The organism is Arthrobacter sp. ISL-72, assembly GCF_018613755.1.
In the GTDB taxonomy this organism is placed as follows: Bacteria; Actinomycetota; Actinomycetes; order Actinomycetales; family Micrococcaceae; genus Arthrobacter.
Genome location: NZ_JAGGPP010000019.1, coordinates 1 through 16,175, shown reverse-complemented (window position 1 = coordinate 16,175; position 16,175 = coordinate 1). Strand labels below are relative to the sequence as shown.

The 16,175-nt window shown below is 62.8% G+C and carries 17 protein-coding genes and 1 other RNA gene; 14 read left to right on the top strand and 4 right to left on the bottom strand.

Features of this window, described 5'->3' with window-relative positions:
• Entirely contained in the window at window positions 1–999 is a 999-nt protein-coding gene (gene rfbB / locus J7I92_RS16225; RefSeq protein WP_214842172.1) for a dTDP-glucose 4,6-dehydratase, read from the bottom strand.
• Between the two features lie 57 nt (window positions 1,000–1,056).
• On the opposite strand from rfbB, the gene rfbA reads away from it, so the two are divergent.
• The gene (gene rfbA / locus J7I92_RS16220; protein ID WP_214842170.1) at window positions 1,057–1,929 is read left to right on the top strand and encodes a glucose-1-phosphate thymidylyltransferase RfbA; all 873 of its coding nucleotides are present in this window, start codon (window positions 1,057–1,059) and stop codon (window positions 1,927–1,929) included.
• A 78-nt stretch (window positions 1,930–2,007) separates the two neighbouring features.
• On the opposite strand, the gene J7I92_RS23975 is transcribed toward rfbA, so the two are convergent.
• Complete coding sequence (locus J7I92_RS23975) at window positions 2,008–4,632, bottom strand: lysozyme (protein ID WP_311380397.1); 2,625 nt, start codon at window positions 4,630–4,632, stop codon at window positions 2,008–2,010.
• 332 nt (window positions 4,633–4,964) lie between these two features.
• On the opposite strand from J7I92_RS23975, the gene J7I92_RS16210 reads away from it, so the two are divergent.
• The 13 genes from J7I92_RS16210 to ssrA all read left to right on the top strand — a co-directional run bounded on the left by J7I92_RS16210 (window position 4,965) and on the right by ssrA (window position 15,277).
• Window positions 4,965–6,188, top strand: a complete 1,224-nt coding sequence (locus J7I92_RS16210) for a CpaF family protein (RefSeq protein WP_214842168.1) — start codon at window positions 4,965–4,967, stop codon at window positions 6,186–6,188.
• Window positions 6,188–7,042 carry a type II secretion system F family protein gene (locus tag J7I92_RS16205; RefSeq protein ID WP_214842166.1) on the top strand — a complete coding sequence of 285 codons (855 nt, stop codon included), beginning with the start codon at window positions 6,188–6,190 and terminating at the stop codon, window positions 7,040–7,042. Before J7I92_RS16210 ends, J7I92_RS16205 begins: the two co-directional genes overlap by 1 nt.
• The gene (locus J7I92_RS16200; protein ID WP_214842165.1) at window positions 7,039–7,980 is read left to right on the top strand and encodes a type II secretion system F family protein; all 942 of its coding nucleotides are present in this window, start codon (window positions 7,039–7,041) and stop codon (window positions 7,978–7,980) included. Before J7I92_RS16205 ends, J7I92_RS16200 begins: the two co-directional genes overlap by 4 nt.
• A 61-nt stretch (window positions 7,981–8,041) precedes the next feature.
• A complete protein-coding gene (locus J7I92_RS16195; protein ID WP_214842164.1) occupies window positions 8,042–8,293 on the top strand; it encodes a hypothetical protein in 252 nt (83 codons plus the stop codon).
• Between the two features lie 3 nt (window positions 8,294–8,296).
• The gene (locus J7I92_RS16190; protein ID WP_285290122.1) at window positions 8,297–8,743 is read left to right on the top strand and encodes a TadE family protein; all 447 of its coding nucleotides are present in this window, start codon (window positions 8,297–8,299) and stop codon (window positions 8,741–8,743) included.
• Window positions 8,724–9,212, top strand: a complete 489-nt coding sequence (locus J7I92_RS16185) for a hypothetical protein (RefSeq protein ID WP_251040031.1) — start codon at window positions 8,724–8,726, stop codon at window positions 9,210–9,212. The genes J7I92_RS16190 and J7I92_RS16185 overlap by 20 nt, the downstream gene beginning before the upstream one ends.
• Window positions 9,209–9,688 (top strand): pilus assembly protein TadG-related protein, encoded by a 480-nt coding sequence (locus J7I92_RS16180; RefSeq protein WP_311380396.1) that lies wholly within the window; start codon window positions 9,209–9,211, stop codon window positions 9,686–9,688. Before J7I92_RS16185 ends, J7I92_RS16180 begins: the two co-directional genes overlap by 4 nt.
• A 43-nt stretch (window positions 9,689–9,731) precedes the next feature.
• Window positions 9,732–10,847, top strand: a complete 1,116-nt coding sequence (gene prfB / locus J7I92_RS16175; protein WP_214842163.1) for a peptide chain release factor 2 — start codon at window positions 9,732–9,734, stop codon at window positions 10,845–10,847.
• Between the two features lie 215 nt (window positions 10,848–11,062).
• Window positions 11,063–11,860: a cell division ATP-binding protein FtsE gene (ftsE, locus tag J7I92_RS16170; RefSeq protein WP_251040030.1), complete on the top strand. Its 798-nt coding sequence runs from the start codon at window positions 11,063–11,065 to the stop codon at window positions 11,858–11,860.
• Window positions 11,857–12,771, top strand: a complete 915-nt coding sequence (gene ftsX, locus J7I92_RS16165; protein WP_214842162.1) for a permease-like cell division protein FtsX — start codon at window positions 11,857–11,859, stop codon at window positions 12,769–12,771. The genes ftsE and ftsX overlap by 4 nt, the downstream gene beginning before the upstream one ends.
• A gap of 27 nt (window positions 12,772–12,798) precedes the next feature.
• Entirely contained in the window at window positions 12,799–14,187 is a 1,389-nt protein-coding gene (locus J7I92_RS16160) for a peptidoglycan DD-metalloendopeptidase family protein (RefSeq protein ID WP_396020403.1), read from the top strand.
• Window positions 14,188–14,312: 125 nt separating this feature from the next.
• Window positions 14,313–14,783 carry an SsrA-binding protein SmpB gene (smpB, locus tag J7I92_RS16155; protein ID WP_214842159.1) on the top strand — a complete coding sequence of 157 codons (471 nt, stop codon included), beginning with the start codon at window positions 14,313–14,315 and terminating at the stop codon, window positions 14,781–14,783.
• 125 nt (window positions 14,784–14,908) lie between these two features.
• Window positions 14,909–15,277, top strand: a transfer-messenger RNA (tmRNA) gene (ssrA, locus tag J7I92_RS16150).
• A 118-nt stretch (window positions 15,278–15,395) separates the two neighbouring features.
• Here ssrA and J7I92_RS24240 read toward each other — a convergent pair.
• Window positions 15,396–15,530 carry a hypothetical protein gene (locus J7I92_RS24240; protein ID WP_285290121.1) on the bottom strand — a complete coding sequence of 45 codons (135 nt, stop codon included), beginning with the start codon at window positions 15,528–15,530 and terminating at the stop codon, window positions 15,396–15,398.
• Window positions 15,531–15,674: 144 nt separating this feature from the next.
• Window positions 15,675–16,046 (bottom strand): hypothetical protein, encoded by a 372-nt coding sequence (locus J7I92_RS16145; protein ID WP_214842157.1) that lies wholly within the window; start codon window positions 16,044–16,046, stop codon window positions 15,675–15,677.
• Between the last annotated feature and the right edge of the window lie 129 nt (window positions 16,047–16,175).

Below are 16,175 nucleotides of genomic sequence, written 5' to 3'. Positions count from 1 at the left end.
TTACTGGCCCTGCTCCTTGTACTTGGCTTCGGTGGCGGCCTTTTGCGGGCGCCACCAGTCCTCGTTGGTGCGGTACCAGGCGATGGTGTCTTCGATGCCGGCGTCGAAGTTGGAGAATTCCGGCTTCCAGCCCAGTTCGTCGCGGAGCTTGGCGGAGTCGATGGCGTAGCGCAGGTCGTGGCCGGGGCGGTCGATGACATGGTCGTAGGCGTCGCGGGGCTGGCCCATGTGCTCGAGGATGAGTTCGACGACTTCCTTGTTGTTCTTTTCGCCGTCCGCGCCGATCAGGTAGGTCTCCCCGATGATGCCCTTTTCGATGATGGTGAGCACGGCGGAGGAGTGGTCGTTGGCGTGGATCCAGTCGCGGACGTTCTCGCCCTTGCCGTAGAGCTTGGGGCGGATGCCGTCGATGACGTTGGTGATCTGGCGTGGGATGAACTTTTCCACGTGCTGGTAGGGGCCGTAGTTGTTCGAGCAGTTGCTGATGGTGGCCTGCAGCCCGAAGGAGCGGACCCAGGCGCGGACCAGGAGATCGGAGCCGGCCTTGGTGGAGGAGTACGGGCTGGAGGGGTTGTACGGGGTGTTTTCGGTGAACCGTTCCGGGTCATCGAGTTCCAGGTCGCCGTAGACCTCGTCGGTGGAGATGTGGTGGAAGCGCTTGTTGTGCTTGCGGGCGGCTTCGATCAGCGTGTACGTGCCGATGATGTTCGTGTCCAGGAACGGGCGGGGGTCGTGCAGGGAGTTGTCGTTGTGTGACTCGGCCGCGTAGTGCACTACGACGTCGTGGTCGGCCACGAGCTGGTCGACGACGGCGGGATCGGCGATGTCGCCCTTAACAAAGGCGAATCGGTCCTCGGGCAGATGCCGCAATGACTCGGGGTTCCCGGCGTAGGTGAGCTTGTCCAATACGGTGACATAGTTGTCCGTGTTGGCCATTACATAATGGACAAAATTCGAGCCGATGAATCCGGCGCCGCCGGTTACGAGAAGTCGCTGCATAGTTTCATAGGTTACCGGATTTGGCTGGACTTCGAATCAGAGGGAAAGATAGGTTGCATGCGCGGAATTATCCTTGCCGGCGGTACCGGCTCCAGACTCCATCCCATTACCATGGGCATCAGCAAGCAACTGGTGCCGGTCTATGACAAGCCGATGATCTACTACCCGCTGTCGACGCTCATTCTGGCCGGCATCCGCGACATCCTCATCATCACCACACCCCACGACGCTGACCAGTTCCAGCGCCTGCTCGGCGACGGTTCGCAATTCGGCGTGAATATTACGTATACCCAGCAGCCCTCTCCCGACGGACTGGCCCAAGCCTTCATCCTCGGCGCGGAGCACATCGGCGACGGACCCGTTGCCCTGGTCCTGGGCGACAACATCTTCTACGGCCGCGGCATGGGCACCCAGCTCCGCCGCTTCTCTGACATCGACGGCGGTGCGGTGTTCGGTTACTGGGTGGCCGATCCCTCCGCTTACGGCGTGGTGGAATTCGACGGCGACGGGAAAGCCATTTCGCTTGAGGAAAAGCCGGCGAAGCCGAAGAGCCACTACGCAGTTCCCGGCCTGTACTTCTACGACAACGACGTCGTGCAGATCGCCAAGGACCTGAAGCCTTCTCCCCGCGGAGAGCTGGAAATCACGGACGTAAACCGTGTGTACCTGGAACGCGGCAAGCTCCAGGTGGAGATCCTCCCGCGGGGAACCGCCTGGCTGGACACCGGAACCTTTGATTCACTGAACGAAGCGTCCGAATTCATCCACACCGTGCAGAAGCGCCAGGGCCTGTCCATCGGCTGCCCGGAGGAAATCTCCTGGCGGCTCGGCTTCCTCAGCGACGCCGAACTGCAGGAACGGGCGGAACCGCTGGTGAAGAGCGGTTACGGAAAATACCTGCTTGAATTGCTGGACCAAAACGCAAACTGATCAAACCAACAAAAGGCGGGTGGCCGGGAATTTCCCGGCCACCCGCCTTTTTGCTTAATTCGCAAATAGCGCTTGGCGTTACGCCGGGCTTCCCGTTGGAACCGGGTCCAGCGCGCTGCGGGTGTATTCAGCAATGACGGGTGAACTGCTCCCGTTGTTCAATTCCACCAGGCGCGTCCAGGAAGCCACCGGGCGCTTGGTCCCGTCGACCATCAGGTAGACGACGGGGGAGTCCAGTGCCTTGACGAAGATCGTCGAGTCCAGGTTGCCCCTGGTTGCGGGAAGCGCCGTGCAGGTGGAGGGTTCAAGGGTGCGTGCCGGGAGCTGCGCCGTGGCCGTCGTGGCCGGTAGCTTCCAGATGCCGCCGCCGTAACCGAGGTACGTATCCAGTCCGCAACGTACAACGGGCTGCACCGTTCCAGCCGAGGCGTAGGGTGCCAGTGCTGACTGGGCAATCCGTGAGTACCCCCCGATCCCCAGGCTGTTGGTGATCCTGAAATCCTCCAGCTGCAGCATTTTGTCCGGCCCGTCGATCAGATAAACCACCGGGCTGGTGTTGCCCACAACCAGTTTCGCCAGGGGCAGCAGGGCGGGGCCCTTAGGCAGGGTGCGGAGAGTCGTCGCCGACAAGGAATAGATGACGGGAACCTTGCCGAGTCCGAGTTGGGTGAGCGTGGAAATATCCGGAACTTCGCGGGCGACTGACTTATCCCTCCGGTAGACCACCGGGGAGGACGGGGACTTCACGAAGGCCGGGCTGGAAATTGCGGGGCCCGTACCGATCGCATTCAGCAGGACGTCCGAAAACTTAACCGCTGTCTCGGGCCACTGCGTTGTGTCGGTCATCAGGAATTTGTTGCTCGATCCAATCACGTAGCGGGCGCTGCCAGCTTCATTCGAGGCGAAACCGGTGAAGGCCGGGCCCTGCGTGAGTTTCGCGATGGACTGGGGGTCCAGTGCCGCGGCGGTGAGTGACGGCGCCCAGGCGTTCTCCGCGTTGACAGATGTGGGAACCGGCAGGAGTTTTCCTGCAGTGTTGATGAAGGGCTGGCGGCTGACCCGGTCTACGACGATGACGTCCGGACGGACGATGGGTGCAGCCGCTGCATACGGCAGCGGATCTGTAACAGCATCGCTCAGGCGCGCAACGGTGGTGGGGAGGCCGGCACGGCTGAGGGAGGCGACGTCGAAGAATTCCCGCTTTGTCCTGGCGGATACGTAGAACAGCTTGCCGGACGCGGAAACAGTGGCGTTGGCCAACAGTCCGGCGTCCGCATACCCCGCAAGCTGACTGTCAGCCAGCGGAATCCAGCCTGTGCAGCTGCCGCCGCCGAAGTCGTCCATGATGGAGCAGCTGGGGACGTGGAACTTCCGGCCGGAGTCAATGAGGTAGATGGAGCCGTCAGGGCTGCGCGCGAACCGGCCCACGGCGTTTCCCGTCGACAGCGAGTCAAGGAACTGCTGGCTCACCTGGTCGAGGGAACTTACATTCATGTAGAGCTGATATGTGGCCCAGTCCGGTACGGGGTATTTGGTTTTGCCGCTGACCAGGTACACGGTGCTGCTGTTGGGCCCTTTGACAAAGATGGACCCGAAGCCGTCGGAGTACGTGGCGAAGCGCTGCAGCATCTGGTACGTGCCGTTCCACACATTGGAGTCGCCGGCGAAGGGACCCGTGCTGCTGTACTGCCACATGCTGTAGGAGCTCCAGCTCGAGGGCACGGGACCGGCGTCGTTGGTGGCTGAGCTGGGGTAGGCCGCCACCCAGAGGGGATAGCTTCCGAAGCCGGCGGCGTCGCCGGTGCACTGCTTCCACCAGGAGGTGTTCGTGTAGATGACCGGCAGCCGTCCGGTGAGTGCCTGCATGGTGTTGCCGAAGTCGCGAACCCACGACGTGAGCTGGGCCGGGGACATGCCGTAGCAGGTGTTCCCGAAGTAGAACCCGTCGATGGTCCGGCCTTCATACGGGTTGAACTCAAAGTCCAGGACCGGCGGCAGCGTGTAGCCGTCAGCGGTCCAGCCGCCTCCGTTCTGGACGAAGTAACGCGCCTGGTCCGCTCCGGATGACCAGTTCGGGATGGCGAAGTGGTACGCACCCCGGATCATTCCGACGTTCCGGGCGCCTTGGTACTGCGAGCCGTACAGCTCATTGGTGTAGTAGTTGCCTTCGCTGGCTTTGACGTAGGCAAAGCGCGCACCCATGTTCCATTGCTGCTGCCAGTTGACGGAGGTCTGGTGTCCGCTGACATCGAGGCCCTGGACGCCGAAAGTGGGCATCCACGTTCCCTGTGTTTCCAGGGACTGACGGGTCAACAGCTGCGAAGCGTCCTGGTCCGTCCCGGCGGGTCCTGCCACCCGGGCCGAGCGCTGGCCCATTTCGGCGCCGCCCGGTCCGGCGGCTTTCGCCATCGCGGCACGTCCGGCCGCGGAGCCGGGGTCCAGGGGAACCGCAGGCGCAGGAAGCGGTGTTGCCGGTGCAGGCTGGGGGGACACTGTGGCTGAGGGGGAAGGCGAGGACGAGGAGGTCGACGGCGCCGTTGAAGGCGTGCCGGGCAATGCGGTTTCGGGGGTGGCCGGTGCGGGACCGGAGGATTCACCCGCCGTCGGCGTGGGGGTCGGCGGGGGTTCCGTCGCGGCCGCCGGTCCCGCCAGCGGTCCCGCCATCAGTGACAGCGCCAGAATGAGCGGCCCAGCGCTTCTCACTAAGCGACGCTTGGATTGAATTGGGGTCCGCTTCATTTTTCGCTCCGGAATAATGACGTGCCCCGGGGAGCAGGCCACTAGCTCGCATCCACAGCTGAATCCCGGGGGAATAACCGAACTGTGAGATATGCCTGACTTAACGCGCCTACCATAACACCAGTGTGCAGGGAGCGACTAGTGATTCTGCTGTTACCAAAGTGATTCGTGGTGCCGCTGGCTCCTGGTTTATCCACAGCTTGCAGATGTGACTTGGCCTACATGTCCCTGCTCCCTTAGCTTTAACGCAGTTGTACTGCCTCTGTCGGGGGGGCGGCAGTCGTATTGGGGAACTCATGGATGCAGTTCGAATCGTGGAGGACGAGGTCCGCGAGCTGATTCGGCGCCGCGGCCTGGACCCGCTGCGGCAGGCCGGCGAGGTCAGGCGCCTCGTTGAAGCGGCGGTCAGCGACTACGACGAGCGGGCGCTCATGGGGCCTCTTCCGCCGATTGGCCCGCTGGAAACGGCACGCCGGTATGTCTACGACGCCGTTGCCGGTTTTGGCCCTTTGCAGCCGCTGTTGGATGACCCCGCCATCGAGGAAATCTGGCTGAACGCACCCAACGAAATCTATGTCGCACGGAACGGCGAGTCCGAGCTCACGTCCCTGAGCCTCTCGGACCAGCAGGTTCGGGACCTCGTGGAGCGCATGCTGAAAAGCTCCGGTCGGCGCCTCGACATGTCCTCGCCGTTCGTGGATGCGGCACTGCCGGACGGATCCCGGCTGCACGTTGTGATTCCCGATGTGACACGGCGCCACTGGGCCGTGAACATCCGCAAGTTTGTGGTCAAGGCAAGCAGGCTCGAACATCTGGTTGAGCTTGGCACCCTGACTCCAGAGGCGGCACGGTTTCTCGGGGCGGCGGTAGCGAGCGGACTGAACATCCTGGTCTCCGGGGCGACGCAGGCAGGGAAAACCACCATGCTGAACTGCCTGGCTGCCAGCATTGGCGCACGGGAACGCGTCATCACTGTGGAGGAAATCTTCGAACTGCAGTTTCCCCTGCGTGACGTTGTCGGACTGCAGTGCCGGCAGCCAAACCTGGAGGGCGAGGGCGAGATCCCGCTGCGGAGGCTCGTTAAGGAAGCCCTCAGGATGCGGCCGGACCGGCTCGTGGTCGGCGAAGTGCGTGAAGCCGAAAGCCTGGACATGCTGATCGCGCTGAACTCCGGGCTCCCCGGGATGTGTACCGTCCATGCGAATTCCGCGCACGACGCCGTGACCAAGCTGTGCACGCTTCCGCTCCTGGCCGGTGACAACATCTCAAGTGCGTTTGTCGTTCCTACCGTTGCCTCCTGCATTGACCTCGTGGTCCATTGCAGCCGGCAGTCCAGCGGGCGGCGTCAGGTGACGGAGATACTTTCCCTCGGCCGGAGGGTCGAAAATGGCATCATCGAATCCTCCATGGTCTTTGCCATGTCGGATGGCCAACTGCATGCAAAGGCGAACTCCATGCCGGCCGCCGAGAAGTTCGCCGCGGCGGGGTTCGATGTTGCAGGCCTTCTGGAAGTGCACTGATGGCACCGCTGCTGGGCGTGCTATTCGGCGCAGGCCTCTTCCTCATCTGGTGGTCAGCATGGGAACAGCCGGAGCCCACCAAACGCGGTCCGCGGCACAGCCGGCTCGAAGACTTGCTGCGGTCCGCCGGAATTGAGAAGGTCTCGGCGTTTGGGCTGGTGTCCACCTGCCTGGGCCTGGCAGCATTCGTGAGCCTCATTTTCTTCGCCGTGACCAGGTCCTGGCCCATCTCGGCCTGCTTCGGCCTGTTTGGCGGGTGGCTCCCGATGGCCGTTGTCAGATGGCGGGCCCGCAAACGCACCGCCACGCTCCGTCAGTTATGGCCCGACGTTGTTGACCATCTTCGATCCGCGATCAGGGCGGGACTGTCCCTGCCAGAGGCGCTGATCCAACTCGGCGACAAGGGCCCCGAGGAGCTGCGGCACGTGTTTCGGGAGTTCGGTGCCGACTATCGCGCCGGCGGGCAGTTTGATCCAGCCCTCAACAGGCTTAAGGAACGGCTTGCAGATCCGGTCGCAGACCGGATTGTGGAGGCCCTGAGGCTCACCCGCGAGGTGGGCGGCTCGGACCTGGGCAGGTTGCTGGGAACATTGGCTGAATTCCTGCGGGAAAGTGCTCGGACCCGAAGTGAGCTTGAGGCCCGGCAGTCCTGGACGGTGAATGCTGCCAGGCTTGCTGTCGCTGCTCCGTGGATCGTCATGGTTCTGCTGGCCACCCGCCCCGAAGCTGTTGCCGCCTACAACACGGCGATGGGTGCGGCCGTGCTCCTTGGCGGACTCGTTGTTTCGGCCTTCTGCTACTCCGTCATGCTGCGCATCGGGGCCCTTCCCGAGGATGAGCGGGTGCTCCGGTGACGTCTGCTGCCGCTGGTGCCGTGATCTCCGGACTTCTTCTCGGAGCAGGACTTTGGCTCTTGGTTGTGCGGCTTCCCTTCATGCGGCCCATAAGCTTCACCGAACGCATCGAACCGCAGCTGAAGTCGCAAAACCTGGAGTCCAAGCTGCTGCTTGCCTCTGCAGACAGCCTCACGCCGTTCGGACCATTGGAGCGCATTCTGCGTCCGGTGCTGCAGGACGGTCTTTCCTTCCTTTCACGCTTCAACTTCGGGTCCTCGGCGTTAGGCCGCCGCCTGGCCCGGGCGGGGATCCGGAAATCGGCCGTCGATTTCAGGGCGGAGCAAGTGCTCTGGGCGGTGATCGGTTTCATTGTCTCCACGGGCCTTGTGCTGATCGGAGCGGCGGCAGGACAGTTCAATCCATTCCTTGCCGTCGTTGCGATCCTGGGCAGCGCAGTTGGCGGATTCCTCTTCAGGGACTACTGGCTGGGCGTGCAGATCAAGACGCGGGAAAAACGCATGATGGCGGAATTCCCGAGCCTGGCCGAGCTGATGGCGCTCGCCGTCAGCGCCGGCGAAAGCGCCATCGGTGCACTTGACCGGGTCTGCCGCAGCTCACATGGCGAACTGGCCGGGGAATTCACACTGGTTCTTGGTGAAACCCGGTCCGGAAAACCCCTCGTGGAAGCATTGCAGCGGTTCTCCTCACGAACGGACCTGAGCGCCTTGGTGCGGTTCGTTGACGGGATCATCGTGGCAGTGGAACGGGGAACACCACTTGCAGACGTCCTCAGGGCCCAGGCACAGGACGTCCGCGACACCGCGAAGCGCGACTTGATGGAATCAGCCGGAAAGAAAGAGATCGCCATGATGGTGCCGCTGGTTTTCGGTGTCCTGCCGTTGACCGTCGTCTTTGCAGTGTTTCCCGGCCTCGCAGCCATCAGCCTCGGACTATGACCAGTCAGGACCGCCCGTACCTAACAACAACGTTCAGCCGGAACCACAGAATGGAAGTTCAATGAAACACCTCGGAATCCGCGCTTTTGCCCTGATTCACGCATGCGCCCTGCTGCGCCGGCCATTAGACGCTTCAGTTTCAGCAGCGCGCGGGAGGGTTTCCCGGGCCTCCGACCATCCAGAACGAGGGGACGTGCCTGGCTGGGTGATGATCACACTTATGTCGGCAGTGCTGGTCGCAGCCCTGCTGGCGTTGGCCGGACCTGCCCTGGAGGGGCTGTTCAACCAGGCCATGGACAAGGTCGGAAACTAGTACATGCCTACAGCGGTCGCGGAGGCGGGCGAGGCAGTTAGCCGGAGCATTGAAGAACCGGCTAAAGGCGACTGCACGTCACCGCGCGAGCGGGGCTCCGCCGTCGTGGACTTTGTCCTCGTCGGCACCCTCCTGACCATGTTCTTCCTGGCGGTTATCCAGCTGACGTTGGTCCTGCATGTCCGCAATACACTGATCGACGCTGCAGCCTCAGGCGCAAGGTATGGCACACTCGCTGACCGGAACGCCGCCGATGCGCGGGAGCGTTCCGTCGAGCTGATCGGATTGGCGCTGAACGCCGAATTCGCCCGGGACGTCACCACTTCGGAAGTGACCTATCAAGGAATCCGCGCGTTGGAGGTGACTGTCAGGGCGCCGTTGCCGGTGATCGGCCTGATCGGTCCCCGGGAGTCCCTGGAGGTAAAAGGCCATGCCGCCATCCAGCCGTAGACGCGCGGCCGGGCCGGCAAGCGGACTCTGCAGTGCCGGGAGCGGGGAAGCAACGAGCGGCGAGCAGGGGAGCGCCGTCGTCGAATTCACCTTCCTGGCCCTTCTCCTCATGGTTCCCCTGGTGTACTTCATCATCACCGTGGGACAGATCCAGGGCGGGGCATTCGCCGTGGTGGGAGCTGCAGACCAGGCCGCCAAGGTATATGTTGCCCAGCCCGACGCGGAAAGCGGCCGCGCGGCCGCCGAGCAGGCAGTCATGCTCGCCCTCGCCGACTACGGGCACCCGGCGGGCAACGTCCGGATGGACGCAAGCTGCCAGCCTGCGGACTGCCTCGCCCCAGGGTCGGCCGTGACCATCACCGTCCACCTCAGCGTCCCCTTGCCCTTTGTGCCGTTCAGCGATTCGTTCCAGCTCAACGCAAGCGAGCTCGATGCTTCAGCGACCCAGATTGTGGGACGGTTCCGGTGAGGTCGCAAGATCGGGACACTGAACAAGATCGGGACACTGAACACAAAGCGGAGACCGGGCAGATCATGGTCCTGATCATCGGCTTCGTTCTCCTGGCTCTTCTGGTGACCTCGGCAGTCATGGCCGCGTCCACTCTGTACCTGGAACACAAAAAGCTGCTGTCCGCGGCAGACGGAGCGTCCGTGGCGGCAGCGGACAGCTACACGCTGGGCCAGGTTGAAACCGGCGGCGGCAGCCCTTCCGCAGTGCTCAACGCCGGCAGGGTGCGCAGCGTGGCGGCGGACTACCTGAGCCGGAACGGCGCCTATGGCAGGTTCGACGGGCTCGCCGTCGCGCCGGAGACCGGCAGCCCCGACGGCTCCACCGCCGTCGTCGTGCTGACCGCGGAAGTACATCCTCCGATCGTGAACTTCCTGATCCCGGACGGAATCCCGATCCAAGCGGCTTCCACCGCGCGTTCCCGGCTCGTCCGGTAGCCGGTGCAGGCGGCTGGGAAGGATAGCGTAGGCTTTAACAACCATGGCTCAAATTGATTTTTCCGCAGAAATCCGCGCTCTGCGCGCCACGTACTCCTCCATCGAAAACGTCTCGAATGTTGAGGAGCTGAAGGAAGACATCGCCGAACTGAGCGAACGCGCGGGTGAGCCCAACCTCTGGGACGATCCGGCGGCCGCACAGAAGATCACCTCCAGGCTTTCCCACCGCCAGAGCGAATTGGAACGCCTCAATAGGCTGGTTGCCAGGATTGACGACCTCGAAGTCCTGGTGGAGCTCGGCCAGGACGAGGACGACGCCGACTCCATGGGCGAGGCCGCCGCAGAGCTTGAGTCCATCCGGAAGTCGCTGAAGGACCTCGAAGTGGTGACGCTTCTGTCCGGTGAGTTCGACGAGCGTGAAGCGGTGGTTAGCATCCGTGCAGGCGCCGGCGGCGTTGATGCCGCGGACTTCGCCGAGATGCTACTCCGGATGTACCTGCGCTGGGCGGAACGCCACGGTTACCCGACCACCATCATGGACACCTCATACGCCGAAGAGGCCGGGCTCAAATCCGCCACCTTCGAGGTCAATGCTCCTTACGCCTTCGGCACGCTGAGTGTCGAAGCGGGCACGCACCGCCTGGTCCGCATCAGCCCCTTCGACAACCAGGGCCGCCGCCAGACGTCCTTCGCGGCGGTGGAAGTGATCCCGCTGATTGAGCAGACGGACTCCATTGATATCCCGGACAACGAAATCCGCGTGGATGTCTTCCGGTCCTCGGGGCCGGGCGGCCAGTCGGTGAACACCACCGACTCGGCAGTGCGCCTGACGCACATTCCCACCGGGACGGTTGTGTCCATGCAGAACGAAAAATCCCAGCTCCAGAACCGGGCAGCGGCGATGCGCGTCCTCCAGTCCCGGCTGCTGCTGCTCAAGAAGGAGCAGGAAGACGCGGAAAAGAAGGCCTTTGCCGGGGATGTTAAGGCATCGTGGGGCGACCAGATGCGCTCGTACGTGCTGAACCCTTACCAGATGGTCAAAGACCTCCGCACAGATCACGAAGTCGGCAACACCTCCGCAGTGTTCGACGGCGAGATCGACGATTTCATTGACGCCGGAATCCGCTGGCGCACCGACAACCGCAACGCCGCCGACTAGGATGGACCGCGCCGGGGTGAACCGCCTTAGGATGAATCGCAGGCGGGTAGTACATTCGCTGGCTGAATCATGCGACACGCCCCTGAACTCCCGCTTTTCCACAGGTACGCGTGCGTATAGTCGAGGAGCCGGAGCTCTACTTCCCCCAAAAGAAAGCCCGTGCACCGGCTGCAGTACGGGGTTCATTCAGCCATGTCTGCAGGGTTCTTAGGGCAATGATCCGTTTCGAAAATGTCACCAAGGTCTATGACCAGACGACCCGGCCCGCGCTGGACTCTGTCAACCTTGAAATCGACCGTGGTGAGTTCGCATTCCTCGTGGGCGCCTCGGGTTCCGGCAAATCCACGTTCCTCCGCCTCGTGCTCAAGGAAGACCGGGCCACCTCCGGCGCTGTGTACGTCGCGGGCCAAAACGTGGCGAACATTTCCAGCTGGCGCGTCCCGCGGCTGCGGCGCGGAATCGGCGTCGTGTTCCAGGACTTCAGGCTTCTCCCGCAAAAAAATGTCTTCGCGAACGTTGCCTTCGCCATGCAGGTCATCGGCAAGAGCCGCAGCATCATCCGGGACACGGTCCCGGAAGTCCTCAAGACGGTGGGTCTTGAAGGCAAGGAGCACCGCATGCCGCACGAGCTCTCCGGCGGTGAACAGCAGCGCGTGGCGATCGCCCGGGCAGTGGTCAACCGTCCGGGGATCCTCCTGGCGGACGAGCCCACCGGAAACCTGGACCCCACAACGTCGATGGGCATCATGGGCGTCCTGGACAAGATCAACCAGAACGGCACCACCGTTGTAATGGCGACCCACGACGACGACATTGTCAACGAGATGCGCAAACGCGTGGTGGAACTCCGGAACGGTGTTGTCATCCGTGACGAGGCGCGGGCCCTGTACACCTCAATGATTCCGGTTGTCGGGCAGTCGCGGCGTCTCAAGGACGCCAGCGGGCGCCCCGACAATCCCGAGGAGGATCCCGGCGACGGATCCTTCCCTTCCCAGACGGGGGAGGCGCTGTGAGGCTGGCTTTCATCCTCAGCGAGATCGGCAGCGGGCTCCGGCGCAACCTGTCGATGGTGGTATCGGTGATTCTGGTGACTTTCGTGTCGCTGACATTCGTCGGTGCCGCCGGCATGCTCCAGCTGCAGATCAACCAGATGAAGGGGTACTGGTACGACAAGGTCCAGGTGGCGATCTTCCTCTGCGGTGAAGGCTCGACGGCGGCCGGTTGCGCTACCGGTTCGGCCACCCCCGAACAGCAGGAGAACCTGCGCACGCTGCTGGAATCGCCCGCTGTTGCGCAGTACATCAACGACTTTCAGTTCGAGTCCAAGGACGACGCCTACAAGCACTTCAAGGAGCAGTTCTCCAACTCGCCGATCGTGGACTCGGTGACGCCGGACCAGCTGCCGGCCTCCTTCCGGATCAACATGAAGGATCCGGAAAAATACCAGATCATCAGTGAGACCTTTTCCTCGCAGCCCGGCGTGGAGACGGTGATCGACCAGCGCCAGGTGCTGGAGCGGCTCTTCTCGGTGATGAACGCAGCATCACTCGTCGCCGTCATCATCGCCGGCGTGATGATCGTCTGCGCCATCCTGCTCATCGCCACCACCATCCGGCTCTCCGCCTTCAGCAGGCGCCGCGAGACCGGAATCATGCGATTGGTCGGCGCCTCCAAGATCGTTATTCAGCTGCCGTTCGTTCTTGAAGGCGTCATCGCCGCGGTAATCGGCGCGGCGCTGGCTTCCGGCACGCTCTGGGCAGTGGCCCATTTCTTCCTCGGTGAGTATATGTCCAAGCAGTATCCGGACACACCGTTTATCTCTCCGGCGCAGACCTTGATATTGATTCCGGCCTTGATCGGACTTGGCGCAACCTTGGCTGGAATTTCGTCTCTCTTGACCTTACGTAGATATTTGCGGGTTTAGGCTGTGCAAAACAACGAAGGAATGACCATGACACAATCGGACCGCAAGGCCCGCCGGCTCCGGTCAGCGGGGCGTGGCAGCCGCGTAGTCAGCGCAGCCTTGGCACTGATGCTTGCCGCGAGCCTAGGCGCCTCCACGCCTGTGGCTTTCGCAGACGAGCTGGAAGACAAGCAGGCAGCCCTCGAAGCCGAAGCCGCCCGTGTGCAGCAGTCGCTTGAGTTCGTGGATGCGAAGATCGCCAAGGCCGCAGGTGACCTGGTGGTCTACCAGGGACAGCTCCCGGCAGCCCAGCAGGCGTTGCTCGAGGCCCAGGGCCGGGTCGCGAGTGCAGTCAAGGAGGTCGAAGCATTGGCCGCGCGTGTGGATCTGGCGCAGCAGAACAAAGCGAAGATCACGCAGCAGCTTGAATCCGACAAGCAGAAGATCGCGGACACCAAGAAGCTTATCGGCCAGATTGCCACCCAGGCCTACAAATCCGGCGGCGTCCCGTCAAACCTCACTCTTTTCTTTGGATCCAAAAGCGGCGGAAGCCTGACGGACACCATGGACCTCGCGGACCAGGCCATGCGCAGCCAGAATTCCGCCATGGACAAGCTGTCCCAGCAGAACGCAACGAACGTCAATTCCCAGGCCCGCCTGCAGGCAGTTGAAGCGGAGATCCAGGATCTCAAGGCCAAGGCCGACGCCGCCCTGGCACGGGAGAAGGCTGCCCGTGACGAGGCAGCCGCCAAGAAGGAACAGGTGGACAAGTTGATCGCTGACACCACCCGCCTCAACAACGAACTCCAGGCGGCGAAGCCCGGAATCCAGAACCAGCTCGCCAAGGTGCAGGCCGCCCAGGATTCGGTCGCGGCGGAAATCGTCGAACGCGACCGTAAACTGCGCGAAGCGTGGGAGGCTGAACAGCGGCGCATCGCCGAGGCCGCCGCCGCCGCGGCACGGGCAGCCGGACAGGCAGCCCAACCCTACGTTCCGCAGGTGGGGCCGCCGTCGGCCTTCGGGCTGCGGCACCCGTTCTCGGCCGACGTCCCCATCACCTCAGGATTCGGATGGCGGGCGACGCCGCCCGGCACTGTCGACTTCTATGGCACCGGCGGATACATGCACACGGGCATTGATTTCGGGGCCAGCTGCGGCACCCCGGTCTACGCTCCGGCGGCCGGCACCGTCGTGTCAGCGGGATGGAGCAACGACGGCGGCGGCAACAACGTCAAAATTTCGCACGGCGTTGTCCAGGGCAACTCGTTGACCACCATCTACTACCACAACAGCAGCGTTGTGGTCTCGCTAGGCCAGCAGGTGAGCCAGGGCCAGCTGATCGCCTATTCAGGAACAACCGGTAACTCAACGGGCTGCCACTCGCACTTCGAGACCTGGCTCAACGGCCAGGCTGTCGACCCAATGATCCTGCTCTGACGTTCGGGTGCGGCTGCGGCGGTGACCGGTTCCAACGGGACGCCCCGCGGCTGCCGTAGAATTAAATAGCGCCTGGCCACACCGGCCGGGGCAACCATCCAGACCAGAAGCTGAGGAGTTCTACCGTGCCGAAAGAAAGTGGCCGTAAGGTAGTGGCCACCAACCGGAAGGCCCGGCATGACTACCATGTCCTCGACACCTACGAGGCCGGCATTGCCCTGATGGGGACGGAAGTGAAATCCCTCCGTGAGGGCCACGCCTCGATGGTTGACGGCTTCTGCACGTTCTACAACGACGAACTGTGGATGGAGGGCATCCATATTCCTGAATACAACCAGGGGAGCTGGACGAACCACTCCGCACGGCGGCGGCGCAAACTGCTGCTGCACCGTGAGGAACTGACCAAAATCTCGCACAAGATCCGGGAATCCGGATTCACCATCGTTCCGCTGCAGCTCTACTTTCTGGACGGCAGGGCGAAAGTGGAGATCGGCGTCGCCCGCGGTAAAAAGGAATACGACAAGCGGCAAACGCTCCGCGAGCAGCAGGACAAGCGCGAGGCGCTGCGGGTCATGCGGGAGCGGAACCGGGGCTGACACGCCCGTCACCGGTGCGGGAATGATTCCGGTCAGCAGTGCGTTATGATTGGTAGTCCGGGAAGGAAGGGAGCGAAACCGTTGGCGGTAGAGCTCCAGTCCTGACCGGTTTGGTAACAAAATACGGGGATGATCGGTTTCGACGATGTTAGTCGCGACAGGTGAAGCGGGCCGAGGATGCAGAATTATCTCGTAAACGCTGTCTGCAAAACAATAAGTGCCAAACAAACGCGCACTGACTTCGCTCTCGCTGCCTAAGCAGTAAGACAGTCCGTCAGCCCGGGATTGCTATCGTCCCGGATCCTGGCGTCATTAAGATAGCCACTGCTGTTTACCTTCGTCATTGGGGTGAACGGGACTCTTAAATGACTGGGCCCGGATCAGCTACCTGTTTGCAGGATAGCTGGGGCCGAGAAAATCCGACGCAAACTGCGCCCGGAGAAGCCCTGACAACACGACATCGGACGGGGGTTCAATTCCCCCCATCTCCACTATTGGGACAGCGGCAACGGTGTCCCGCCCCGTACAAAAGGCCGGAAGCGCAAGCTTCCGGCCTTTTTTGTTTTCGACACCGTTCCGGTCTCCGTCAGCGGCCGCCGATGGCCCCCGCGTTCAGCGCTTCTTGATGTGCGCTACGGGGTCCACATGTGAGTCCAGCTCATGCTTGGACTTCTTGTCGGCCCTCTTTTGCTTGATGGTCTTGTCCGATTTCTTGGTGACCTGCCGGTGCGGCGATTTGTCAGGCATGTCGCCCTCCCTCACGTCGGGACCCTGAATAGGTCCCGTGCTTGTAAGGTACGCCTGTTTCGCCACGAATGTAACTGCCCCGGGCGCTCCACAGGGGCGTCCTGGCCATGTGGGCCGTCCCGCGGACCGGCTGGGCTTCGGCGGTCAGGAAGCGGGCACTTCAACGTCGACAATGCCGACGAAGCGGCTCCCGATTCCCTCGTATTCGCTGCGGACCAGGCCCGGCAGCACGGGCGGGAGGTCTGCGGGTGCGTGGTGGGCGCAGCAGACGTACGTGAACGGCGGCCACCATTTCTTTGGCCGGGCGGCTTCCGAGAACCCGCAGACGGCGCAGGTCAGCTGGACCCAGACGGGGCGCTTGCCGGTCCGGTTGGCCTTGGACTGGACGAGCCAGGCCGGGGGATTGTCCAGCAGCTCGGACAGCTCGGCCTCCGAGAGCCTGGCAGGGATACCGTGACGATGTGCCATCTCCAGCGGAATATCAAGGATCTGAGCTGCTTCACGTCGCGTAACCATCGTTTAACGATACGGGATGCGGCGCCCCTCCGGATTCACCGGCGGCCCTCAGCATTCACCGCCGGCGTCCCGGCCATCCCTGCCCCCATCAGCCGGCGAGGGCCACACCTAGGAGCCTGCTGAATTAAT